This window comes from Paraburkholderia sp. 2C, from assembly GCF_054589215.1.
The window spans coordinates 629,318-652,650 of record NZ_BAAILL010000032.1 but is presented as its reverse complement, the minus strand read 5'-3'; the positions used below and the strand labels follow the sequence as shown (position 1 = coordinate 652,650).

Below are 23,333 nucleotides of genomic sequence, written 5' to 3'. Positions count from 1 at the left end.
TCTCAACGTCGATTTCGTTTAGGGCATATCTCAGGGAGCCTGCATTGAGGCAGAAATGTCCCGCGTGTCACGGGGCATATTCAGAAGGGGCGTGAGAGTCACATCGTCCCGTATCAATCGGCACGAAGAAGCTAATCTCCAGACAGCGCGGCGTCCATCCCATTTGTCGAAAATTGACAAAACTTTTCAATGGAGTGGAGCCGATACGCGTAACTATTCGCGTCAGGATCTCGATGATTTTCAGTTGTGTGATTGACGTTCAAGCGCTCGGAACGCGCTCGTCCGCTTAGGCAAACAAAAGGCCGCTGTCCTGACGGTCAGCGGCCTCTCTTGCAACAGGGTGGCATTTCATGCCACCTCGTTACCCTCCCTTACCTGCCTTTATTGCGTAGCGGCCGGCGACTTTACACTCGGGGTCGCGAGCGTGTTATTGCTCGTGGGAGGAGGGGTGACAGCCTCTGCCCCATTGTTCGAGCTCGGCAGGCCCGAGTTCGGCTTCTTGGTCATTGCACCGCTATCCGAATTGGTCGAGCCTGGCGTGCCGTAGCTGTTCGTCGCGCCGTTCATCTGGTTCGACGGGCTGGCCGTGCTGCCGCTCGACGAGCCAGCGCCGCCTCCGCCGCCGGCCGACTGTGCGTAAGCGCCGCCTGACAGCGCGAATGCGGCGGTGGCCGCGATCAATATGCGGGTTGCCTTGTTCATGATCCGTCCTCCTTAATTGGATTGAAATTTCTACGCAAGCGAACATCGCTTGCTTAACGACGAAGACGAGCAACCGCCGTGCCGCGCACTTTCATCTGCAGACCTCCCTAATTCGCCACGTTCGATGATGCACGATCATGCACGTTTACATTCGTGATTGTGCACAGTAAGATGTGCCCATGAACGACAATGTCCCCCTCGCGCGGCGCGACGAAATTGCCCGTCGGCTCGCCCAAGGCCAGCCGGTCGTAGCGGCTACGCTCGCCGTCGAATTCAGTATTTCCGAAGACGCGATCCGCCGCGATCTTCGTGCGCTCGCTGCGGAAGGGCTGTGCCGCAGGGTTTACGGAGGTGCGTTGCCCATCACGTCCGCGTCGGCTCCCATGACGGCCCGCATGATCGAGGCACGCGAACGGAAAATGGCGTTGGCCCGTGCTGCTGTGCCGCTGATCCAGCCGGGCGAACTTGTGTTCCTCGACAGCGGCAGCACGAATCTCGCGCTCGTCGAGGTGCTGCCGGAGGACAGCGAGATCACCGTCGCCACCAATTCCGTCGACATCGCGGCCGCTGTTCTTCATCGCGGCGACCTGCAACTGATCATGATCGGAGGCGCCGTCGATCCGGCAGTTGGCGGATGCGTCGATGCCAGCGCGGTGCAGAGCGTCGCGCAGATGAATATCGACCGGTGCTTTATCGGTTCGTGCGCCCTATCTTCGAAAGGCGGTATCAGCGCGTTCAATCTCGCCGACGCCACCTTCAAACGCGCGGTCCTCGCGGCTAGCGCGCACAGCGCGGTTCTGGCAACGACCGACAAATTAACGGCCCGCGCGTCTCATCGCGTCGCGGCCATTGGAACGATCGGATGCGTCGTCGTCGAACACGACTTGCCTCGTGCAGAGCGTACGTCTCTATCGAAGGCCGGCCCAAAGATCCTGGTCGCCATGTCGGCCGACCTGTAGATGCGCGGCGCAGCCCGCTGCAAACAGACAATGAACATATCGAGTGAAATGACTTCAGATCAGCCGGCAGCCCGGTTTGCCACGCGTCTCGCGTTCCTTGTGGCCGGTTTCGGCGTGGCGTGCTGGGCGCCGCTCGTGCCGTTCGCCAAGGATCGAATTGGCGCCAATGACGGTGTGCTTGGCATGCTGCTGCTTTGCCTCGGCCTGGGCTCGGTGATTGCGATGGTATTCACCGGTGCGATGAGTGCGCGATACGGGAGCAAACCCGTTATCGCAGCAGGAGGCATCGGCCTCGCGATGATTCTTCCGTTTCTGACCGTGGTCAGTACACCGCTTACGCTGGCCATCGCCTTGCTCGCCTTCGGCGCGTGCCTCGGCTCGCTCGACGTCGCGATGAATGTCCACGCGATCGAAGTCGAACGCATGGAAGCGCGCCCGTTGATGTCGGGGTTTCACGCGTTATTCAGCGTCGGTGGATTCTTCGGCTCGACGGTAATGACGCTTCTGCTTTCGATACAAATCGGAACGCTCGCGAGCACGGTGTTCTGTGCTGTCCTGATGTTCGCCGCAATCGTGATCGCGCAACCACGGTTACTCGATACGGCCCAGGAGAATGGCGCGCCTCTATTCGTCATGCCACATGGTGTAGTGCTGCTGCTGGCCGCGCTCACTGCGATCACGTTTCTGGTTGAAGGCGCGCTGCTCGACTGGAGCGCCTTGCTCATTACCGGAAAAGGGCTAGTCGATGCCGCTCGCGGCGGAGTGGGCTATATGCTGTTCTCGATCGCGATGACCATGGGCCGCTTCAGTGGTGACGCAATCACGGCGCGCGTCGGCGATCGCATCGTGGTGTTCTGGGGCGGCGTGCTCGCTACGGTTGGCTTCGTTATCTTGTTGACCGCAACAGTATCGGTCGTGGCAATGTCGGGTTTTCTGCTGGTCGGTCTGGGCGCTTCGAATATCGTGCCGGTGTTGTTTCGCAAAGCGGGCGCGCAACGTGCGATGCCATCCGCGCTTGCCGTCGCAGCGATCACGACTACCGGCTACGCGGGGAATCTTCTAGGTCCGGCAGGACTCGGCTTCGTCGCCAATCACGTTGGATTGCCCGGGGCATTCTGGGTATTAGCCGGGCTGCTCTTTCTCGTGCCTTGTTGCGCACGCAGGGTGACAACTGCCCGGGCGTAAATCAAAAGTTAAAGCGGCTAGTACAGCTTCCTGGGCGGTAGCGATCGACGGATTCGCTTTTGCTGTCTCGCCACGGCGGCGGCCTTTTTGCGCTTGCGTCGAGCGGTCGGCTTTTCGAAGGCGGTGCGCGCGCGAAGTTCTTTCAGGAGTCCAGCATTATCGATCGATCGCCGGAATCGACGCAGCGCGATCTCCATGGGTTCGTTGGGTCGCAACGTGACTGTAGTCATCGGGCTCCTTATGTGAAAAACGCGATGAAAAACGCGATGAAAAACGCGGGAATGGTCGATCGAACCCAGGCAGGCGCTAGGTCGGAGCAAAAACGACAGCGCCGCGGTCCTCGAAATGGGTCACGCTGCGCACGAAGCGGTAAATCTGCCCGGCGATTTCCAGCTGATTGCGACCGATCCGGGTGCGCCGGAGGATTTCATCGGCAAGGGCTACCGCAATCGATCCGTGGAAGATCAGTAAGTTTTGGGCCTTCGCAGCGTTGCCGACATACATCGCACAAGCGTCGTTGCATGCCTGCATCATGATCACGCTCTCACCGACGTTGCGTGAAAGGTCGAGATATTCCGCCAGACTCAACAATGACTCGTTCGTCGTCATGCTGCCCCTTTGCAAAGCGTAGAGTTATCCGGCCCGCCGGGCAGACGCCGACAGGTACGTCGCTTCACGCTTCTTCACGCTGGCCGTAGCGTCGTTCAAGCCATTCCATCGCCCAATCGGTGGCGAATCGGATGGCGTCCTCGCGCATGTCGAAACCCGCGAGATCGCCGCTTTCGTGAATGTCCTGCTTGCCGTCACCCTCGTGATTACGGCTAATTCTGACGTGAGCCATGTATTCGCCGTCGGCCCGGCGCGGCGTCGGGTCGATCTGGAAAATCGAGGAATTGAGGTGCATGGGATCTCTCCATACGTTCACGCTGCGCTGTCCCAGATTGTCTTGCCCGGCGGGCACGAGTCGATCAGATGTTCGGCGTAAGCAGTTGATGCGCGCCTTGCGTCACCGCTGCTTTGAAACGGCTGCTCGGCGGGGAGCATAAAGACGCGGCTGCGCGCTTGCTCCGCCTCGAGCCCTGATTCCTTGATACGGACGGCAGCGTCGAATCCTTCGTCGTAGCTGTGGCTAAAACCGGGCTTCGTGCGCTGGCGGGGAAATACAAGTGGCTGGAGTTCCAGCCCTTTATAGTGGTAGCGGGCAGCTTGCATGAGTACCTTGTTTCCGCGGTTTCGCGGTGTGGTGAGGCGGGAAGGGCTGATGAGGACCGTAACGGTCGAGTCACCGGGGAAGTTTTCGGCGCGCCGCTGGTGGACAGACGTGGCGGGCGCTCATGTTTGCGCTGGCAGAACGCTGAGGCGAGCGCGGGTACGGGGAGACACAGACATGGTACGCGCTTCCTCGTGCTTGTACAGCCGTTTTTTACCGCGCTCTTGCCGGGGCATTTACTGCTTATTTCCGGTAATTGCGTCAGATTCTTCGGAATGGCTGCGGGTGCGGGAAGTGATCACTTTCGGAAGTGCAGGGAGGCTGGCGCTGCATCGACAAAGTGTTGCTTTCGCTTTTACCTTAATAGAGCTTGCCAAATCGGACCTTGGCGCAACGTGTGTGGCGATGACAAGGTTCTAAAGCTCCGTAGAGGGTGACTGCGTAACTCCACCACCGGAAACAATGAATAGTTCAATCGTGTCCGAAAAGCGTTGCGTTCTGGCCTTCACGAGTTCCAGCGTCGCGAGTTGTTGCACTCGTTGCGCATCCAGCAATTGCACAATGCCTAAGGTGCCGCCGTTATATCCACGGCGCGCAAGAGCGAGCGCTGTATCCGCGGATGCAAGCGACTGCTGCCGGGTCTGCACGGAATCAGCGTCGTTCGAGAGCGCATGCAGGGTCTGCGCTACCTGCGCGAATGCCTGCAGGACTGTTTCCTGGTATTGCGCAAAGGCCGCGTCGTAGGCGTCTTCCGCTCCGCGCTTTTGCGCCTTGAGTGCACCGCCATGAAATACCGGCGCGGCGACACCGCCGACCAGGCTCCAGGCAGCCGCAACCGGACCGCCCATCAGACCGCTAGCCCCCACCGTCGCAGTCAGATTGAAGCGCGGGTAAAGATCGGCGGTCGCAACGCCCGCCGCAGCGCTTGCGGCATGCAGTTGGGCTTGCGCGGCGCGGATATCCGGCCGGTCCCGGACGAGTTCCGACGGCACGACCAGCGGGAGATCGTCGGGCAAGGTCAGGCGCTCGAGTGCAAAGTCTGGGGGAGCCCAGTCGACCGGCACCTTCCCGACGAGCACGGCGAGTGAATCTCGCGCCGCGTCGAGCTGCTGCTGGAGCGTCCCCAGGGGAGTGCGGTCCTGATCGAGTTGTGCTTGCGCGGCCGTCACATCCCGGTCCGACGCCACGCCTGCCGCGCGGGCCGAACGAACGAGATCGAGCGTGCGCTGGTCCGACGCGATGATATCTCGCGTGGCGGCGATCAACGCCTGACTGGCCGCAATCTGCAGCGCCAACGTAACGGTCGCATGAGCCACATCAAGATGGGCAGCGTTCAGCGCCTGCCGTTGCACCTCCTCGTCGGCGGCAACCTGCTCGATGCGCCGCCGTGTTCGACCAAAAACGTCGGGCTCGTAGCTGAATACCGCTGCCGTTGAAAACGCGGAAAACACAGGGAACCCGAACGCCTGAGGGCCCAACTCGGTCGCCTCCAATTTCTGCCGCAGCGCATTGGCGCCGACATCGATTTGCGGATAAAGGCCTCCGCGCGCGACACGTACCATTTCACTGGATCGCTTCAGCCTTGCCTGTGCAGCCTTGATCGACCAGTTCCCGGCGATCGCCAGATGCACGGTTCTGTCGAGTTCAGGCGAGCCCAGCAGTGTCCACCAGTCGCGTTTGACTTCGACCGCATCGCGCAACGTCTGAGGTGGCTCTCCCGTGACCCCGCTGATCGTCTGGGGCTCGTGCTGGATGTAGGCCTGTTGCGACGGATTCTCTGGACTGACATAGTCGGAGCCAACAGCAGCACATGCGCCAAGCGCGACGAGCATGATGGACAGCCCGACGCGGCGCATGACGAGGTTGAGGCACTCGAACGCGCACAGTGCGTTAAATAGACTATTCATCATGACTGGCGGGCCACAGGGTAAGCATCAAGCCGAGCATGGTCGAACCGATCACAATTCCCAGCAACCGCTCGAGTCCTGGATCAATGTCCGTAACCGGACCGGGCCCCTGAATGATGGTAATCAGGAAAGCTAATGTGAATTGCGTGCCCAGATAACCAATGCGTTCACGCCCATTCTGGATATGATTGCCAATCCAGATGGCCGCGCTCACCACCAGCGCTTCAACAACAAGGTCGCCGCCAAGCAGATGGATGCATCCAAGGGCGATCGTGCTGCCAAGCACACATCCGCATATGCGGTGTACCACTCGCTCGTAGACGGGCTGGTTTGGTGCTCCCCGCACCACCGAGGCCGGCACAATCATCAGCGCGTACGAAGTGACGGCCGTTTGCGCAAAATGCTGTACGCCGAAGCATCTCCACACCAGAGGTAAGGCTGCCACGGCAAGCGCGGCGCGTGTACTGTGAACGATAAGCGGCCAGTGTTCGCGTAACCACTCCTCGGTGCATACGGCACGCAGCCTCTGCATCCGGGGCGTTGAGGGGGGAGGCGCCATCGTCATGACGTCGTCCGACGGGTCGGCCCTCTGGAAAAGGCACGCGACGAGAATGCATGAACTCGTCCCGACCGTGATCTCGGTCACACGGGTGAGCGCAAAGTGCCATACCGTGTCGGGAGCAGAAAGCGCATCGGTCAGGATCAGACCGGCCGTGATGCCCACAAAGACCCAGGCGTAGCTGTACCGGCTCTTCAGTGCGCCGAAAACGCCGATCCACGATACAACCAGCAGAATCGCCATCATCAGGACGGCGTCATCCGCCGCCACGGGGGCCAGCAAAAGTCCCAGTGCGGCACCGCCGACCGTGCCCGCAATCCGGTTCAACCCTCGCGGGAGAGTCTGCGTGATGTCGCCTCGCATCACCATATAGCCGCTGAACGCGGCCCATGACAGATCGTCGAGATGCAATGCCGTCGCGACGGCCACGGCAAGCAACACGGAGCAGATAGCCTGGGTTGCTTCGCGCGCCCGGGGACCATGAAGCGTCATCGAGCGCAGCTCGCGAACGATCGCGCCAGGAATGGTGGCCAGCATGTTGATCACAGGTGTCGTGTCCATGAAAGCTTCCCCTCAATAGACCACCAGCACGCGTGCATCGGTGCCCATGTACAGCGCGGCGTCATCCGGAGGATCGATCAGCGTCAGGCGCACGGGAACGCGTCGTTGCAGACGGATCCAGTTCACGGTCGGCGACACATAAGGCACGAGATCCTCGCCACCCCGCGCACGGCCGATGCCGTGTGCCACGCCTTGAATGTGGGCGCGGTAGAGCCGCCAGGGATGACTGTCAAGCCAGATCCACGCCGCATGGCCCGGCACCATGTGGCGTAGGTAGTATTCCTTGTAATTCGCGATGATGTGCCATGACCTCGCATCGACGACCGCCGCGACTGCGTGGCCGGGCTGTGCCATGTCGCCCCGTTGAAGCGTGAGATGGGTCACATAACCGTCGACGGGCGCCACGACGCGCGTTCGGCTCTCGCGCCACTCATGGAAGATCCGTGTGGCTCGCGCGGACTCGACCGACGCCCGGTGCAGCCGCAGCGTTTCGGCCGCCTTGCGCAACCTTGCGCGCGAGGCCTCGCGTTGCGCCGTGGCCTCCGCGAGTGCGTTGCGTGTCTTGTCGAGGGCCTGCGCGGGGAGATAGCCCGACTCGCCCAGCGGCGCTTCGCGGTTCACGTTCATCGCCGCAAGCTTTACCGCAGCGTCGGCCGACTGGACCTGCGCCTGCAGGTTTTCGTATTCGGCCTGGTCAACCGGAAGTTGCGCCATTGCCTGTGACTCATTCGCTCTCGCCTGCTGCAGTTCAATTGCAAAAGGCTCAGGGTCGATGGTGAACAGCAGTTGTCCGCGCGTCACCCGCTCGTTATCCTTCACCGCGACCGATTCGATCGGACCTGCGACCTCTGGCGCAATCGAGACGACGTCGGAAGACAGATAGGCGTCGTCCGTGTACGCAAACAGGTAGCCCGCTCCCCACCAGATTCCCACGGCGAGTCCGATTGCCACGATGAACAGCAAGGCTCGTCGGCGATACGTCGCTTGCGCCGGTTTCCTGACGGGCGCCGCTGCCGGTTGGCTGGCGGGCTCACGCTTTCCTTGTGTGCCGGCAACCGGGGATTGATCGTCATGTTGCTTTGGGTCCTTCATGATTTGCTCGGTTGTTGTGCTGACATTCGATGTCGTCGACAACAACATAGCGTTCTGCGCTTTCGAGCGTAAGTACGGCTTCAGTATGGTGCGGATAGGCTTAGCCTATGTCGACGGAGAGTCGGCGCAGATTCGTGGGCAAAGGCGGCAATTCAATTGCGCGCTAACGAGCTCGAAGCGATTTGTTTAGTGCAATGCGGAGACCGAACGATCACGCGCGCAACGATGACGCGGACCCGTTCATGCCGATTGGGTATCGTGATCCGGTGGTGCGCCTGATTCGCTTGCCGTGCTCTGCGATCTAACCTCGACTCCGGGCCATTGAGGGTCGCGCGCGAGCTCACGGATAAGCTCCGTCAACGTCCGTCGCACCACATTAGTGGCCGAATTCAGGGGCGACGCGCTCGACCAGCAGATACTCGCCGGTCGCATGATGGACGGCTCGATCACGCGTCGCATCGCGGGGCGCGGCCCTGAACCGGGTTGACCCATTGCAGAGGTGGGAAGAATCGTGCATGCCGCCCCTGACTGGGCGATTGCAATGAGAGCCGGCAGGGAGTCGATGTCCGCCACGATGTTGAGTTCGACGCCCTGGCGTGAGAACGTGCGTTCGAGCAAAAGCCTTAGTCCGCTCGCCGCCCCCGGAGCGACCATTTTGACTCCGGCGAGTTTCGCGAGCGGACACGTCGTTGAGCGCGGAGAAACGGCGCGGCCGGGCTCTCCGAGGACGTAGAGATTTTCGTCAAGAATCGGAAAGGCCGTCACGCCTGGTGTTTCGGATTCGCGGAACAGGATCGCCAGATCGAGCCGGCCATTGACCAGCAGTTCATTGATGTACCCGCTCATGCTCTCGAACAGCTGCAAACGTATGCCCGGGTAACGTTCCTGCACGCGTTCGAACAGAGGCATGGCCAGCATGGCCGCCATGGTGGCCGGAAGCCCGACCGCGACCGTTCCTGACTCGGCTCCAGCGCCGCTCCGGACCTCCTGCCGCAGTTGCTCCATTTGCCTCAGAACAATGCGCGCATGCCGATAGAGCGCCTGCCCGGCCGCAGTCGGCTTCACACCCCTCGAGCTTCGCAGCAACAGGGGAAGGCCGAACTCCTCCTCGAGGCGCGCCATCTGCTGGCTTAGGGAAGGCTGCGCGACGAACAGATCCTCTGCGGCTTTGCCGATACTCCCGAGGTCAACGATGCTAACGAAATAACGTAGTTGTCGGACGTCCATATGGGGAGCGCGCCAGTGACGACGCCATAGTATGGGCCTATGCCAATGATTTGAGAACGGTACGTCCGCCCGTCAGAAGACGCCATCGGATATTCCTATGCCGCCCGGAGCGAATTGGTATTTCCGGGCCAAGGTTGCTTGCCCTACATTGAACTCCATCCCAGTGGCGATCATCACCACCCGAGGCAAGGAGAACTTGTGGACCTTTCAATCGCGAACGTTGACGAGCAGACGCACGTCGTCGAAGACGTGATCAGCCTTGCGCCCGCTGCGGCGCTTAGCGCGACGCTCGATCATGAAAGCCGGCCGGCCATGGGAGATGTCCTGCCCGAACTTTGGCATTGGCTTTACTTCTGGCCGCTTGCTGGACGCTCGTTGCGTGATCCTGGCCTCACTGGCCGGATGTCGATCGGGGGGCGGCTACGCTTTCACGCCCTTTTCGAGTTTGGCGAGACTGCGAAACGCAGTTCGCAAGTTCTCGACGCAAAGAGCACAGCTGGCAGAATCGGGGACCGTGCACTCGTCACACTTAAACACGAATTTTCAGGTGTGCAGGGCGTTCTCATCGAAGAAGAGGAAGACCTCATCTATCGCGAGCCGGCCCAACCCTGCGAGTTTGAACCCGCTTCGACAAGGGCGCCTGTGGGCGGGATGTGGCAACGACGTGTGGAACTGTCGGAGCGGCTGCTTTTCCGTTATTCGTCGCTTACCTTCAATAGCCATCGAATTCACGACGACAAGCCGTATGCCACGCAAGTCGAGCGATATTGTGATCTCGTTGCGCAGGGCCCCCTGCTCGCAACGCTGCTTATTGACGTGGTGCACCGGAACATGCCGTACGTGGGCGTAGAAAAGTTCGAATTCCGGGCCACGAAGCCGACCTTTCCGGGCAGCACGCTAACGTTGTACGGACAACCTTCGAAGGACGGACGCAGCGTCGAACTCTGGTGTGCGGATCAGGATGGATGGCTTGCCATGACCGCTCACGCAAGACTCGCGTGACGGATGACTGGGACCGACGAGGCACAAAGGTTACCAGGAAGATTTCTCGACACACGGACACATACTGGCTGACCTTCCCGTTGCGCGCTGCAGTTAAACCTGCGTTATCTATGATTGGAAGTATGAGAAATGGACATCTTAAAGAGCATGCGCATATTTCTTCGCGTTGCCGAAGTGGAAAGCTTTACGGCCGCAGCGCAGCGCATGAATATCACAGTGGGACAGGTATCGCGCGCGGTGTCACACCTTGAGGCACATCTGCGAACGAGATTACTGAATCGGACGACACGCCGTATTGCCTTGACGGAAGCCGGTCAGCGCTACCAGCAAAAATGCGAGCAGATCCTGATGTTTCTGGATGAAGCGGAGGCGGAAGCCAAGGTCGCCCTGGCAAAGCCCAGCGGAAAATTAAAAGTGCATGCCGCTACAGGGTTTGGGCAACACTACGTTATAGCAGCTGCGGGACGCTATCAGAAGCGTTACCCGGACGTGCAAGTCGATCTGACTCTGGCCCAGAACGTACCCTCGTTGCTGGATGAAGGCCATGATGTATCGCTTGTCCTCGCAAAGGAACTCCCGGATTCCGCTTTTGTGTCGCAGCGGCTCGGCAGCGTGTTCAGTATTGTGTGCGCATCTTCCGCATACCTTGAAAAGTATGGTACGCCGAGCCGTCCCGCGGATCTGGCGACTCACAAATGCCTGTCACTCAACACCTCGAACTTGCCGGCGGATAAATGGACTTTCGACGGTCCGAAAGGACAGGAGTCGATCTCGCCAGGTGAACCTCCCTTTCAGGTCAACACATCGGAAGGCATGGCGGTAGCGATCCGCGAAGGAATGGGGCTGGCGCTCATACCAATCTACTCGGCGATAGAGGGAATCCGTCGCGGCGACTTCGAGTGGCTGCTTCCCGAGTACACATCGAACGAGAAGTCGGTGTTTGCGCTTTACTCGTCGCGACAGTATCTCGACGCCAAGATACGCACGTGGCTTGATTTTCTGCGGGAAGAAATTCCCGCAACGCTCGCACCGGAAAAGCTTGAATTGAGAAAGTTTGCACGCGTCCAGCCTGCGAGCGCGCAGAGCAAAGAAACGATGGCGTAGCTCGATTGGATCCGAACTCGAATATCAGCCTGTGAGCAGGCGCGAATGGCCGTTCATGGCCGATAGTGTTGAAAATTCCCGCGTCTGCGGCGCCGACAGCTCGCCAAAAAGTCGGCCTCTCGGTGCTCTGCCATACGGCCCGCAGGTTTTTTCGTGCGACGGTAGATTAGCGATGCTTTGGTCCGGCGCATGGTGCAATCCATATGCGGCGTCGTCGAGTCCGATCGAACGTACCCCTCCGTGCACGTACGTTCGGTTCAACACTTGAATTACAAACGCTCCTTTTCCCCCTCGCGCCAAAGCACCATGCGCGCATCCTTATCGTCCGAATAGGCTTCCTGCACATGCCTCGGGCGCAGGCTAGTCACCCGAACCATGCAGTAGAACGCCAACGGGGTGAACACCAGTCCTAGCAGCGTCGCGGTAATGACGCCGCCGAACACGCTGGTCCCTATCGAATGCCGGCTTTCAGCGCCCGCGCCACTGGACACCATCAGAGGCATCACCCCCAGCAAAAACGCCATCGACGTCATCACGATCGGACGAAACCGCATCGCCGAGGCTTCCACGATCGCCCGCTTCAGGGGGATGCCGCGGCCATGCAGGTCGCGCGCAAATTGCACGATCAGGATGGCATTCTTGGCCGACAGACCGATTACCGTGATGAGCCCCAGTTTGAAATAGATGTCGTTCGATATCCCACGCATCAGCACCGCGGCAATGGCACCCGCGACGCCCAGCGGAATGACCATCATGACCGCGAGCGGCACCACCCAGCTTTCGTACAACGCCGCGAGCACCATAAACACCGCAACAAGCGACAAACCGATCAGCAGTGAAGTCTGGCGCGTCGCACCAGACTCCTCACGCGCCGCGTCGACCCAGTCAAAGGCAAATCCACGAGGCAACGCCGCGGCAAGCCGCTCCATTTCTTCCAGCGCCTCGCCCGACTGATGACCGGACGCCGCCCGCCCGTTGATGTCGAGAGAAGGATACCCATCGTACCGGTTCAGCACGACCGGCCCTTTCGCCCAGCGCAGCGTGGCCAGCGCGGAGAGCGATACCATCGCGCCGGATTGATTGGGCACCGACAGACTGAGCAGATCGTCGGCGCTCATCCGCGATGACGCCTGGCCTGCCACAATCACGCGCCGCATGCGGCCGCCTGCAGGGAAGTCGTCGACATACGACGAGCCGAACGTGTCTCCCAGCACATCCGCGATCCGTTCGAAAGGCACACCGAACGCGTAGGCCTTCGCCCGATCGACGTCGATCGCCACACGCGGCGCATCGGGCAGATCCTCGAAGTGCACCGAGGCAAGCACCGGGTCTGCTTTCGCCTGCGCGGCGAGTTGCTCGCGCGCGTTCGTCAGTGCCGTGCGGCCAAGACCGCCGCGGTCTTCCAGGCGGAACACAAAACCATCCGAGTGACCCAGCCCCGGGACAGAGGGCGGCAACTGCACTTCGACATTGCCGTCGAGAATCCTGTCGAACTCGCGGCTCAATCTGTCGCGCAACACACGCGCGTCGAGGTCGCGCTTGTCCCACTCCTTCAACTCGACAAAGGCCATCGCAACATTCTGGCCGCTGCCGGAAAAGCTCCAGCCCATCACGCTGGTCACATTCGAAATCTCGGGCTGGCGGCTCAGTATCTGCTCAACACGTTTGACGACAGCCAGTGTGCGCGCCTGAGTGGCGCCCGCCGGCAACTGGATCATGACCTGCAACTGGCCTTGATCTTCTGCCGGTAAAAACCCGCCAGGCATGCGCCAAACCATCAGCGCACAGACCACCACAAGACCCGCATAAAGCATGAGCATCGGGCCCACGCGCCGCAAGATGCGCGAGGTCATCAAGCGGTAATGGCGCGATGCCTGGTCGACGCTTCTCTCGAAGCCATCCGCGGCGCGAGTCGGGAACGAGCGCATCGCTACGCTCGCCGTTGTGCGCCCATGAGTGGTTGACGTTGTCTTCAACAGGTTCGCGCACAATGCGGGTGTCAACGACAGCGCCATAAACGACGACACCAGCATTGATGCAATCATCGCGATCGCGAACTGCCTGTAGATGCCGCCGACCCCGCCGGGAAAAAATGCCATCGGGACGAACACAGCGGTCAGAACCGCGGCGACCCCGATGAGCGCGCCGCTGATCTGCACCATCGACTTGCGCGTCGCCGCGCGTGGCGACAGGTCCTCCTCCGCCATCACACGATGGACGCTTTCGACCACCACGATCGCGTCGTCGACCAGAATGCCGATCGCCAGCACGAGCCCCAGCATTGTAAACGTGTTGATCGACAGCCCGCACGCGTACATCGCACCAAATGCGCCCATCAACGTGACGGGAATCACAACGGTCGGCACCAGCGCATAGCGCAGATTGCGCAGAAACAGCCACATCACGAGGAACACCAGCACCACCGCTTCGCACAGCGTGATGACGACTTCGTGGATCGCCACATGGACGAAATGCGCATTGTCGAACGGAATCTCGATCGACATGCCCGGTGGCAACTGCTTCGACAGTTCGGCCAGCTTCGCGCGAATCAGTCCGGATGTTTCGAGCGCATTGCCGCGCGGGCCGAGCTGGATGCCCACCGCCGCAGCCGGCTTGCCATTCAGGCGCGACCAGAATGCATAGTTGTCCCGGCCTATTTCGATTCGCGCCACATCCGACAGGTGTACCGCGCTGCCATCGGTTTTGGCCTTCAATACGATCTGCCCGAACTCGTCAGGCGAAATCAACTGACCCTTCAGACTGACCGACGCCGTTAGCGGCTGGCCGTCGACCAGCGGCGTATCGCCGATCGTCCCGGCAGTGACCGCGGCGTTCTGCGTGGTGATCGCCGCATTGACGTCGGCGGCGGCAAGGCCATACTCGCGCAGCTTCATCGGATCGAGCCAGATACGCAATGCTTCGTCCGCATCCCAAAGCTGCGCGGAACCGACGCCCGGCGTGCGCTTCAGTTCACGCATCACGTAGCGGCTCAGGTAATCGCTCAATTCAGCGGGATCGCGCGAGCCGTCAGCCGATGTCAACGCGACGAGCATCAGGAATGTGTTGGCCGATTTGAAGACGTTGATGCCTTGCTGCACAACCTGACTCGGCAGGCGAGTCTCCACCTGCTTGATGCGATTTTGCACATCGACGAGCGCAATGTCCGGGTTGGTGCCCGGCGCGAAGGTCGCGATGATCTCGAGTTCACCGAGACTGTCGCTCGATGTCTCGTAGTAGAGCATACCCTCTGCGCCATCGAGGCTCTCCTCGATGATGCTCCCGACAGTTTCATCGACCGTTTCGGTGATCGCGCCCGGATAGGTCGCGTCGATAATGATGCGAGTGGGCGCGAGCCGCGGATACTGGGCGACAGGCAACTGCGAAATCGCCAGCGCGCCAGCAAACACAATGGCCAGTGCGACGATCCATGCAAACACGGGGCGATCGATAAAGAAATTGGGCACGCGGAATTCAACTCATCTTTTGGTCTTGGTTGCGGTGGTCCGCTGCGACGGACCTTATTGTTCTTCACCGAGAACGCGATGATGAAGTTGTCAAATCGCAAGTTCAACAGGCCAGGCAATAATTTTCCGGTTGCGGGTTTTTAATGGATATGTCGTTCGGCCATAGCAATATGCGTGCGGCATTTTTGCGCTCTATCTACGGTGATGTTCTGATGCGTCGTGTCGGAAGATGGTCGCGGGATGTGTTGCAGATAGTTGCATGCACAACGGTTCGTTCGACCCGCAGTCCGTCACAATCTGACCGGCGTCGGGCTGCGGAGCGTTAGAACTGCCCGCTTAGCGATGCAAAGTCGACTACACGTATTAGTCGGTCTTGAGCATGTCGGTAAGCAACGCCCATCGCTCGTGATCTTGCCATTCGCCATTGATGCGCAAATAGCGCGGTGAGAAGCCTTCCTTCTGAAATCCTAATCGGCGCGCCAACGCTATTGACGCGTGGTTGGTCGGCTGGATGTTTGCTTCGAGCCGATGCAATCCCAACGCACCAAACGCGTAGGTGACTGCGCTTCCCACTGCTTCGGTCATCAGCCCTTTCCGGCTGAATCTAGCCATTCCGTAGTACCCGAGATAAGCGCTGTGAAATGCTCCGGCCACGATCTCATTGATGTTGACGACGCCGACGACTTCGCCCGTCGCCCGCACTCGCGCAACAAGACCAACGTTCGGGCCCGTGAGGCAGCGCATAAACCAGGCATCAAAACCCGCCTGATCCGTGAATGAGGTGACCCACGGAAGGTGATGGGCCTGACTGTGGCGATTAGCCGGGATCAGATCGGCGGCGTCATCGCGAACTACGCGATTGAGTTGAATCAAGCTCATGGTTTATGGTGGAAGGCTGAAATTTTTCGCTACCAGAATCGCGACCCGTACCGGCCCGCCTTTACGCGCGGCTCCGGGCTGGTTCGGCAGCCAGCGGTACGTGCAAGGTCATCATCACGTCGTCCACCACGCGACCCATGAGCCGGAAACGATCGGGCCTGCGGCCTGATTCGGAAAAGCCGAATCGCTTGTACAAGGCGATGGCCGCCGCGTTGTCGCCGAATACGAAGAGGTCGATCCATTCGATGCCGTTTTCCAGTGCGAAATCGATGGCGAAACGCATCAACATGGCTCCGATTCCCTGGCGTCGAAACGCTGCCTCGCATCCAATACCGAGCGTCATCCTATGGGCTTCGGCGGGAATGTTCGACCCGGACAGATCAAGATGGCAGACTATTCGCTGGCTCGGATCATGCACGGACCATGCGCGCATCCAGCCCGGCTTCCGGACTGGCATGACAAGGCTGCTTTCGAACCGGCTTTGTCGTTCGGGCGACGAGGCGTTTGGCACCTGCTCGTATGGCGAGAATAGCGGTAGCCCTTCGCGGCCGGACTCGGCGAACAGGCGATCGAGATGTTCAGTCCAACGCCTGAAATCCGCGGGCACGACGGCAACGATATCCTGCATGGCAAGGTGCTTCCGTTTTTGACAGCCTTGGATTTTCGAATGCACGCCGGTATTTTCCATATCTTCAATCGGACCATACAGCGCGTTAGCTTGCTGCTCCACGACTGCCCAATACTTGTCGCCGTATGACCAATGCCTCGCGAGACCTATCGCACTCTGTCCAAGGACGATGCAGAATGCATCGCGGCATTCAAATATGCGGAACAGACCTGTTGTGTTATTCGCTATGACCGCAACTTCTTCCGTTCGGTCTTCGGATAGTTCGACGCCTTCACCCCTCAAGCATGCATCGCCGTCCCAGGCCATATCGCTTTCCTACCATCCAACCGCTCACCGATATAACGTCCAATCACCGCTGCGGGCGATCCCGTATCGTTGCCCGCGGTATTTACCAGCACGACAATCGCGCGTCCGCTCGAGCGGTTGAACGCCGCATAGCTTGTAAAGCCGCCCGTGCCTCCTGTGTGCCAGTGGGTCTCGTCCCCAGGCTGATAGAACCAGCCAAGACACATCGTCATGCCGGCACTGACTCCTATACGACGCTTTTGCGCTTCCTCGAGCGCTTGGCTCAACGTGCGTCCACCCGGGCCCGCTGCGTCGCGTACGCTAGCCGGATTGCAAAATGCCTCAAGATAACGAAGCACGTCGGCCGCAGACGCGCGCAGTCCGCCCGCCCCTGCCAGTACGTTGAGGTTCCAAGGCTGCGCGGGCTTGCCATTCGCCTTATGACCTTGAATAAAGCGCTTTTGCTGTTCAGCAGTCAGTGCGATGGCGGTGTCGTTCATGCCTAACGGATCGAGCACCTGCTCGCAGAGCAGCGCATCGAATGGTTTGCCAGCCCGGTTCGCGAGTGCGTAGCCGAGCAGGCCCACGCCAAGATTGCTATAGCTGCATTCCCGCTTTTTGGGCTTGCCCGTTCCATAGGCCGCGAAAAATTCGAGCAACTTGTCGGCATCGAAATCTGCGTAGGGATCGTCGAAGTTAGTGGGTTGCATGTTGGTGGGTAGGCGCGGCAACCCGGAATGGTGCGTCGAAAGGTCAAGCAGCGTAATTTCCCTTGGCGCCCGCTCTTTTACGATCCCGCGCGGCAAGAGTTCTCTTACCGGTTCATCCAGATGTGCTTTCCCTTGCGCAACCATTTGCGCGAGCAGCAGGCCCGTGAATGTCTTGGATACCGAACCGATTTCAAAGATCGACGGGGCATTTGCGGCGCCAAACGAGACAACCGACCGCTCGTCGTCCTGCACAACGCCGATCACCACACCGCCGGCGCTGCCTGGCGAGAGCCAGCCATTCGTCACGATCGCCTCAAAGTCTCGCGCAAGCAGTGCACCGAGCTCTGCCACCGGAACAGGTGGCAATGCCGACAACATGCGCGGCGGGGGAGGCGGTGTCGCGCGCGTGATCTGCGTCTGCCGATCGAAGTTGAGAGGGCAGTCGGCAAGTTGAGTCCATTGTCCGATCAGCCGGTTACCGTCCGCGGATAGCGTGCCCACCCAACGGCCCTGGATTGAAGGCACTTCGAAAGCGAAATGGCCGTCGCTAAACGATATGTTCTCGCACGCCAGATCGCCCCCTCGTTGATCAATGCTGTTCAAGGAAACGACGTGACGCCCGGACTCATCCGTTTTGACGATGAGTTGAATGCGAAGTACACGCTCGTCGGCAGCAAGTTGGCCCAGCCATATGCCGTCGACAGGAGAGGGCGATTCAGCTGGAGTGTCTGAGCTTGATGGAAGGCGAGTGTCTGGGGGCATGGCGAGTCTACGCGTTGGCGCGAATGTCGAAACTCAAATTGCATCATGGGCAGTCATCCGAAATTGGCCACATAAAGCCCGCTCATTAAACTGAGATCCCTTTTGTACCACACAAAAGGGGACTTCTTATGGTTAGCGTTGCCACCCTCGGACTCTTCTCTACGGCGTGTCTCGCCTTAACGATGACACCCGGCCCAGAGATGCTGCTCATAGCGTCGAGAAGCATGACCCAAGGGCGCTTCTCTTGCTTTGCCTCTCCAGTCGGAATACTGGTGGGCGCTCATTCTCACGCCGGAATATTTCCTGGCTGATCAGTGTTATTGCAGATCGAAGGGATAGTCGACACAGATAGTCACATTCCGCCCTTGCCGCGGCGGCTTATCGTCTCTTCGTGTTTTTTTGCGCTTAAAGGGATAAAGCAATGCGTGAGCATAAACACCATGAGTACCGAAAAGATCAACCTCGACATTCATAAGATTCTCGCCCTTCTACCGCATCGTTATCCAATCCTGCTGGTCGACCGCGTGCTCGAAATCGAACCGCACAGGACCATTAAAGCGTTGAAGAACGTATCGATCAATGAATCGTACGTTCAGGGACATTTTCCGACGCGGCCGGTGATGCCAGGCGTGCTGATCCTCGAAGCCCTCGCGCAGACGGCGGCGCTCCTAACGCTATCGGAAAATCCCGGTGATCCGCCGAACACGCTTTACCTGTTCGCCGGCATCGACAATGCACGATTCAAGCGCGTAGTGCAGCCGGGCGATCAGCTAATCCTGCACTGCACGTTCAAGCGTCACCTGCATGGCATCTCGAAGTTCACGGCGCGAGCCGAAGTGGATGGCGTCGTCGCGGCGGAGGCTGATCTGATGTGCGCTGAGCGCCACTTAGACAACGACAGGTAAACGAGAAGCGAGGACGCATGAGCAGGATCCATCCCACTGCGATTATCGAAGCGGGCGCGCAGCTCGATGAATCTGTCGAAGTCGGGCCCTATTCCGTGATCGGGGCACATGTGACGATCGGCGCGCGCAGCACGGTCGGCTCGCACAGCGTGCTCGAGGGCCACACTACGATCGGCGAAGACAACCATATCGGCCATTACGCATCGATCGGCGATCGTCCGCAGGACATGAAGTACCGGGACGAGCCGACGAAGCTTGCGATCGGCAACCGCAACACGATCCGCGAGTTCACGACAATCCACACCGGCACGGTGCAGGACGCGGGCGTCACGACGATCGGCGACGACAACTGGGTGATGGCCTATGTGCACATCGGACATGACTGCCACGTCGGCAGCCACGTGATCCTGTCGAGCAACGCGCAGATGGCCGGCCATGTGACGATTGGCGACTACGCGATCCTCGGCGCCATGTCGGGCGTACATCAGTTCGTGCGCATCGGTACGCATGCCGTGCTTGGCGCCTCGACGGCGCTTGGGCAGGACGTGCCGCCTTACGTGATCGCCGCGGGAAACCGGCTTGTCGAGCCACACGGCATCAACGTCGAAGGGCTGCGCCGCCATGGCTTCTCGGCGGATTCGATCTCGGTGCTGCGCACCGCGTATAGCGTGCTATACAACAATGGCCTGTCGCTCGAAGAAGCGAAGGTGCAGTTGAAAGAACTCGGTTCGAAGGGTGGTGATGGCGACACGCCGGTGCAGACGCTACTCGCCTTCGTCGAAGGGTCGCAGCGCGGCATCCTCCGCTGACAAATCCGGGCTATCCGGATTCGGGCAAAGCGTGGTTCGCCGGCATGACGCCCCCAGGAGCAGCATTGGCCGGCCAGCTTCGGTTCCTCGGGCGCCAGCGATGCCATTCACCTCCTAACGCCAGCCAAGCGCAGGAGCGACGTGGGTCAGCAACGATCCTATAACGTGAGCGCAGTACTCCACGCCCAATTGATTCGGCACGGTCAGAAGTAAAGTATCGGCCTCCGCAATGGCCTCGTCCTTTGCAAGTTGCTCGACGAGGACATCGGGCTCTGCCGCGTAATTGCGCCCAAAAATCGTCCGGACATTGTCTTCGAGCACACCGACGGTATCGTCGCTCTGTCTGTCGCGTCCGAAATACATTCGGTCATGATCGTTCATAAGCGGAAAAATACTTCGGCTTACCGACACGCGCGGTTCGCGATCATGTCCGGCTTCTTTCCATGCGCGGAGATAAGCCCGAATCTGCTCCGCCTGCTGAACGTGAAGCGGGCGACCTGACTCGTCGTTCTTCAACGTCGAACACTGAAGGTTCATGCCCATTTTGGCCGCCCAAACCGCAGTCGCATCGGAGCCCGAGCCCCACCAGATCCGGTCACGAAGACCCGCGGAGTAAGGCTCGACCCGAAGCAGGCCTGGCGGATTCGCGAACATCGGTCTCGGATTCGGCTGAGCAAAGCCCTCGCCGCGCAGCACCTCGTAAAACACCTCAGTGTGGCGCCGCGCCAGATCGACGTGCGTTTCGCCTTCGCCAGGCGCATAACCGAAGTATCGCCAGCCGTCGGTCACCTGTTCGCCGGAACCCCGACTGATGCCAAGCTGCAGCCGCCCGCCCGCGATCAGGTCTGCAGCGCCGGCATCCTCCGCCATGTAGAGCGGGTTTTCGTAGCGCATGTCGATGACGGCGGTGCCGATTTCAATCCTGCTGGTTTTAGCCCCGACGGCAGCTAGAAGCGGGAAGGGCGATGCGAGTTGCCGGGCGAAATGATGAACGCGAAAAAAGGCGCCGTCCGCGCCGAGCGCTTCGGCGGCAACTGCCAGCTCGATGGATTGCAAAAGCACATCGGATGCTGACCGTGCTTGCGAATGCGGGGAATTGGCCCAGTGGCCGAACGAGAGAAAACCGATCTTTTTCATTCAAACGTCGCGCGAACGCGTTCCATTCGAGATAGGGGCGTACTCAGGCAAGCATATCGCGATTCGCCAAAGTCACGCTGACGAAGTCCCACTCTTTTCGAGCATGACCGTCGGGCGGCGCCGATCGGCCAGGCTCGATGCTCCTGCTCTTCGCTGGGGGTATTCACACCGGAAAGCCGGTGGATCGCGACAGCGACTCCCCCTTCCGCGTTTCCGCCCTTACGTACAGGTTCTTTTCCGCGGTCGCCTTCAGCGTGTCGGTGCCAGGCGGTAGACGCAACGGCGGCGTTGCCTCATCGACGAGCACGACGAGCGCGACGAGCGCCGTTGCCAGCATTCTGGTCGACAATTTTGGTGTAGCGACAAGGATCGACGCAAGTGGTTTTGACCGGAGAGGCGACGTATGAGACAGAATGCGAATACCCCTTGCGGAGCGGGTTTTCACCCCTTGCCGCAAGACACCTCGCGCGCGATCCTATGCATCGCCTCCGCTTGATCGCTTTGGAAAGAGAATGCCCTCCTTAACGGGGCTCCCGGGTTTTACGCCATCGCCCCAACGCAAATTCCAGCGGGGACCGACCGAAGCGCCAAGCAAGTCTTGCAACTCAAGCATCTTGCCTGGCATCACGGGGTGCAGCAGGTTGCTGACACTGTAGAGCGCCTCGAGCAGCGTATAGAGAACCGTATCCAGCCGGTCGGACGCGTCGGAGTCTTTCGCGAGCGCCCATGGTGCGCTGCTCGCAACGTAGCCGTTGAGGTGTTTGACGAAATCCATCACCTGTTCCGCCGCTCGGCCCAGTTTCATCTCCTCGACCAGTGTCAGAACGATAGCCGGCAACTGGCTCGCGCGAGCGATGATTGATTCTTCGCGCGCCTCATAGGCGCGGGGCACAGGGACAAAGCCGTCGCGATATTTCTTCGTCATCGCCAGCGTGCGGGCGGCCAGGTTGCCCAGATCGTCTGCGAGATCACGATTCAGCCGCTGTTCGATCACCGCGTTGCTGATAATCCCGTCGAAACCGAAGCTGACCTCGCGGATCAGCGTATAGCGCAGTGCATCCACGCCGTAGGTATCCGCAGCCTCTAGCGGATCGACGCCATTTCCGAGCGACTTGCTCATCTTGCGACCATCGGAGCCGAGCAGATGCCCGGATACATGCAAACGCTGATACGGCGCGATACCGAGCGCGTGTGTCATGCTTAGCCAGAAGAGCGTGTGCGTGCGAAGGATGTCCTTACCGATCACGTGGCGCACGGAAGGCCAGTAGTCACGAAAGGCAGGATCGTCGGGATAGCCAAGCGGCGAAACATAGCTCAGAAGCGCATCGAACCAGACATAGGTAACGTGTTCGGCATCCCAGGGAATGGGGATGCCCCACTCGAGGCGATTCACGGGACGTGAGATACTCAGATCGCCTATCGGCTCTTCCAGCAGCTTCACTATTTCGTTGCGGTATTGCACCGGCTGGATCAGATCAGGCGAGTCCCGTAACAACTGACGCATCCAGTCACGGTGTGCCTCCATACGGAAGAAGTAGTTCGGTTCACGCCGCAACACGGGCGGTTCCTTGTCTTCGGGAAGCTTGCCGTCCACCAGTTCCTTTTCGGTGACGAAGCGCTCCTGGCCGACCGAGTACAGCCCTTCGTAGTCCGCCAGATAGATCTGCCCGGTATCGAAGAGACGGCTCAGACACTCGGACACAACCTTGGCGTGCTCGGGCGCGGTCGTGCGAACGAACTTATCCGGCTCGACCGACAGGCGGCGCCACGCTTCCACAAAGGTTTGCGCGTGTCGATCTGCGAATGCTCGCGGCGCCTCATTGGACTGCATAGCCGCTTTGGCAATTTTCTCGCCGTGCTCATCCGCGCCTGTAAGCAATATCGTCTGGTGCCCCACCACTCGCAGGTAGCGGGCCATGATATCGGCATGGACACTGGCATAGGCATGGCCCAGATGGGGCCGATCGTTGACGTAGTAAATCGGCGTGGTGAGGTATCGGTACGTCATTGCCGCTCCCGAAAACAAAAAGGGACGCCCGCGGCGTCCCTTTTCTAGAAATAAAAAAGCCCTTAGCGCCCGGGGGAGTAACCTTCCAGGAACATACGCATCGAGTGAACGGGGGCTTGGGTAACGTGGCTTTTCATTGAGGTGAGTCGAAGATAAATCGGCGGACTTGTCCGCACATGACAAATCCTGCCAGCTAATGTAACGCCTGTCCAGCAGAACGGCATACGCCCGAGCCCTT

At 59.9% G+C, this 23,333-nt stretch carries 21 protein-coding genes and 2 pseudogenes; 7 read left to right on the top strand and 16 right to left on the bottom strand.

Going from position 1 to position 23,333, the window contains the following annotated elements; translation table 11 throughout:
• Positions 1 to 381: 381 nt before the first annotated feature.
• On the bottom strand, positions 382 to 702 hold the full coding sequence (locus ACYPXD_RS11160) for a hypothetical protein (RefSeq protein WP_459710811.1): 321 nt from the start codon (positions 700 to 702) through the stop codon (positions 382 to 384).
• Positions 703 to 881: 179 nt separating this feature from the next.
• Between ACYPXD_RS11160 and ACYPXD_RS11155 the strand changes: the two genes are divergently transcribed.
• Positions 882 to 1,661, top strand: coding sequence for a DeoR/GlpR family DNA-binding transcription regulator (locus ACYPXD_RS11155; protein ID WP_459710809.1), 780 nt, complete (start codon positions 882 to 884; stop codon positions 1,659 to 1,661).
• A gap of 48 nt (positions 1,662 to 1,709) precedes the next feature.
• A complete protein-coding gene (locus ACYPXD_RS11150) occupies positions 1,710 to 2,846 on the top strand; it encodes an MFS transporter (protein WP_459710807.1) in 1,137 nt (378 codons plus the stop codon).
• Between the two features lie 17 nt (positions 2,847 to 2,863).
• Here the strand turns inward: ACYPXD_RS11150 and rpsU are convergent, their stop codons facing one another.
• The 8 genes from rpsU to ACYPXD_RS11110 all read right to left on the bottom strand — a co-directional run bounded on the left by rpsU (position 2,864) and on the right by ACYPXD_RS11110 (position 9,402).
• The gene (gene rpsU, locus ACYPXD_RS11145) at positions 2,864 to 3,076 is read right to left on the bottom strand and encodes a 30S ribosomal protein S21 (RefSeq protein ID WP_459710804.1); all 213 of its coding nucleotides are present in this window, start codon (positions 3,074 to 3,076) and stop codon (positions 2,864 to 2,866) included.
• 76 nt (positions 3,077 to 3,152) lie between these two features.
• Positions 3,153 to 3,455, bottom strand: a complete 303-nt coding sequence (locus ACYPXD_RS11140) for a hypothetical protein (RefSeq protein WP_459710802.1) — start codon at positions 3,453 to 3,455, stop codon at positions 3,153 to 3,155.
• A gap of 64 nt (positions 3,456 to 3,519) precedes the next feature.
• Complete coding sequence (locus ACYPXD_RS11135; RefSeq protein WP_459710799.1) at positions 3,520 to 3,750, bottom strand: hypothetical protein; 231 nt, start codon at positions 3,748 to 3,750, stop codon at positions 3,520 to 3,522.
• Positions 3,751 to 3,767: 17 nt separating this feature from the next.
• A complete protein-coding gene (locus tag ACYPXD_RS11130) occupies positions 3,768 to 4,058 on the bottom strand; it encodes a hypothetical protein (RefSeq protein WP_459710796.1) in 291 nt (96 codons plus the stop codon).
• 414 nt (positions 4,059 to 4,472) lie between these two features.
• Positions 4,473 to 5,966, bottom strand: coding sequence for an efflux transporter outer membrane subunit (locus ACYPXD_RS11125; RefSeq protein ID WP_459710794.1), 1,494 nt, complete (start codon positions 5,964 to 5,966; stop codon positions 4,473 to 4,475).
• On the bottom strand, positions 5,956 to 7,083 hold the full coding sequence (locus ACYPXD_RS11120) for an FUSC family protein (RefSeq protein WP_459710792.1): 1,128 nt from the start codon (positions 7,081 to 7,083) through the stop codon (positions 5,956 to 5,958). Before ACYPXD_RS11120 ends, ACYPXD_RS11125 begins: the two co-directional genes overlap by 11 nt.
• A gap of 12 nt (positions 7,084 to 7,095) precedes the next feature.
• Positions 7,096 to 8,175 carry an HlyD family secretion protein gene (locus tag ACYPXD_RS11115; RefSeq protein ID WP_459710790.1) on the bottom strand — a complete coding sequence of 360 codons (1,080 nt, stop codon included), beginning with the start codon at positions 8,173 to 8,175 and terminating at the stop codon, positions 7,096 to 7,098.
• Positions 8,176 to 8,415: 240 nt separating this feature from the next.
• Positions 8,416 to 9,402: a LysR substrate-binding domain-containing protein gene (locus ACYPXD_RS11110; RefSeq protein WP_459710787.1), complete on the bottom strand. Its 987-nt coding sequence runs from the start codon at positions 9,400 to 9,402 to the stop codon at positions 8,416 to 8,418.
• Positions 9,403 to 9,600: 198 nt separating this feature from the next.
• Between ACYPXD_RS11110 and ACYPXD_RS11105 the strand changes: the two genes are divergently transcribed.
• Both ACYPXD_RS11105 and ACYPXD_RS11100 read left to right on the top strand, forming a co-directional pair.
• On the top strand, positions 9,601 to 10,404 hold the full coding sequence (locus ACYPXD_RS11105) for an HTD2 family dehydratase (RefSeq protein WP_459710785.1): 804 nt from the start codon (positions 9,601 to 9,603) through the stop codon (positions 10,402 to 10,404).
• 129 nt (positions 10,405 to 10,533) lie between these two features.
• Positions 10,534 to 11,508: a LysR family transcriptional regulator gene (locus tag ACYPXD_RS11100; RefSeq protein WP_459710783.1), complete on the top strand. Its 975-nt coding sequence runs from the start codon at positions 10,534 to 10,536 to the stop codon at positions 11,506 to 11,508.
• 269 nt (positions 11,509 to 11,777) lie between these two features.
• On the opposite strand, the gene ACYPXD_RS11095 is transcribed toward ACYPXD_RS11100, so the two are convergent.
• From ACYPXD_RS11095 to ACYPXD_RS11085, 3 genes are all read right to left on the bottom strand, one after another.
• Positions 11,778 to 14,972, bottom strand: a complete 3,195-nt coding sequence (locus ACYPXD_RS11095; RefSeq protein WP_459710781.1) for a multidrug efflux RND transporter permease subunit — start codon at positions 14,970 to 14,972, stop codon at positions 11,778 to 11,780.
• Between the two features lie 363 nt (positions 14,973 to 15,335).
• Entirely contained in the window at positions 15,336 to 15,851 is a 516-nt protein-coding gene (locus ACYPXD_RS11090; protein WP_459710778.1) for a GNAT family N-acetyltransferase, read from the bottom strand.
• Positions 15,852 to 15,912: 61 nt separating this feature from the next.
• A complete protein-coding gene (locus ACYPXD_RS11085; RefSeq protein WP_459711457.1) occupies positions 15,913 to 16,194 on the bottom strand; it encodes an N-acetyltransferase family protein in 282 nt (93 codons plus the stop codon).
• 426 nt (positions 16,195 to 16,620) lie between these two features.
• Here ACYPXD_RS11085 and ACYPXD_RS11080 point away from each other — a divergent pair.
• A pseudogene (locus ACYPXD_RS11080) lies at positions 16,621 to 16,740 on the top strand (NIPSNAP family protein); the annotation flags it as partial.
• A 17-nt stretch (positions 16,741 to 16,757) separates the two neighbouring features.
• On the opposite strand, the gene ACYPXD_RS11075 reads toward ACYPXD_RS11080, so the two are convergent.
• Positions 16,758 to 18,077, bottom strand: a complete 1,320-nt coding sequence (locus ACYPXD_RS11075; RefSeq protein WP_459710776.1) for a serine hydrolase domain-containing protein — start codon at positions 18,075 to 18,077, stop codon at positions 16,758 to 16,760.
• A 599-nt stretch (positions 18,078 to 18,676) separates the two neighbouring features.
• Between ACYPXD_RS11075 and fabZ the strand changes: the two genes are divergently transcribed.
• Complete coding sequence (gene fabZ / locus ACYPXD_RS11070; RefSeq protein ID WP_459711454.1) at positions 18,677 to 19,141, top strand: 3-hydroxyacyl-ACP dehydratase FabZ; 465 nt, start codon at positions 18,677 to 18,679, stop codon at positions 19,139 to 19,141.
• A 17-nt stretch (positions 19,142 to 19,158) separates the two neighbouring features.
• A complete protein-coding gene (lpxA, locus tag ACYPXD_RS11065; protein ID WP_459710775.1) occupies positions 19,159 to 19,950 on the top strand; it encodes an acyl-ACP--UDP-N-acetylglucosamine O-acyltransferase in 792 nt (263 codons plus the stop codon).
• A 114-nt stretch (positions 19,951 to 20,064) separates the two neighbouring features.
• Here the strand turns inward: lpxA and ACYPXD_RS11060 are convergent, their stop codons facing one another.
• The 3 genes and pseudogenes from ACYPXD_RS11060 to metG all read right to left on the bottom strand — a co-directional run bounded on the left by ACYPXD_RS11060 (position 20,065) and on the right by metG (position 23,095).
• Positions 20,065 to 21,087, bottom strand: coding sequence for an LLM class flavin-dependent oxidoreductase (locus ACYPXD_RS11060; RefSeq protein WP_459710774.1), 1,023 nt, complete (start codon positions 21,085 to 21,087; stop codon positions 20,065 to 20,067).
• Positions 21,088 to 21,250: 163 nt separating this feature from the next.
• Positions 21,251 to 21,403, bottom strand: a pseudogene (locus ACYPXD_RS11055) (short-chain dehydrogenase/reductase); the annotation flags it as partial.
• A gap of 159 nt (positions 21,404 to 21,562) precedes the next feature.
• Positions 21,563 to 23,095 carry a methionine--tRNA ligase gene (metG, locus tag ACYPXD_RS11050; RefSeq protein ID WP_459710772.1) on the bottom strand — a complete coding sequence of 511 codons (1,533 nt, stop codon included), beginning with the start codon at positions 23,093 to 23,095 and terminating at the stop codon, positions 21,563 to 21,565.
• Between the last annotated feature and the right edge of the window lie 238 nt (positions 23,096 to 23,333).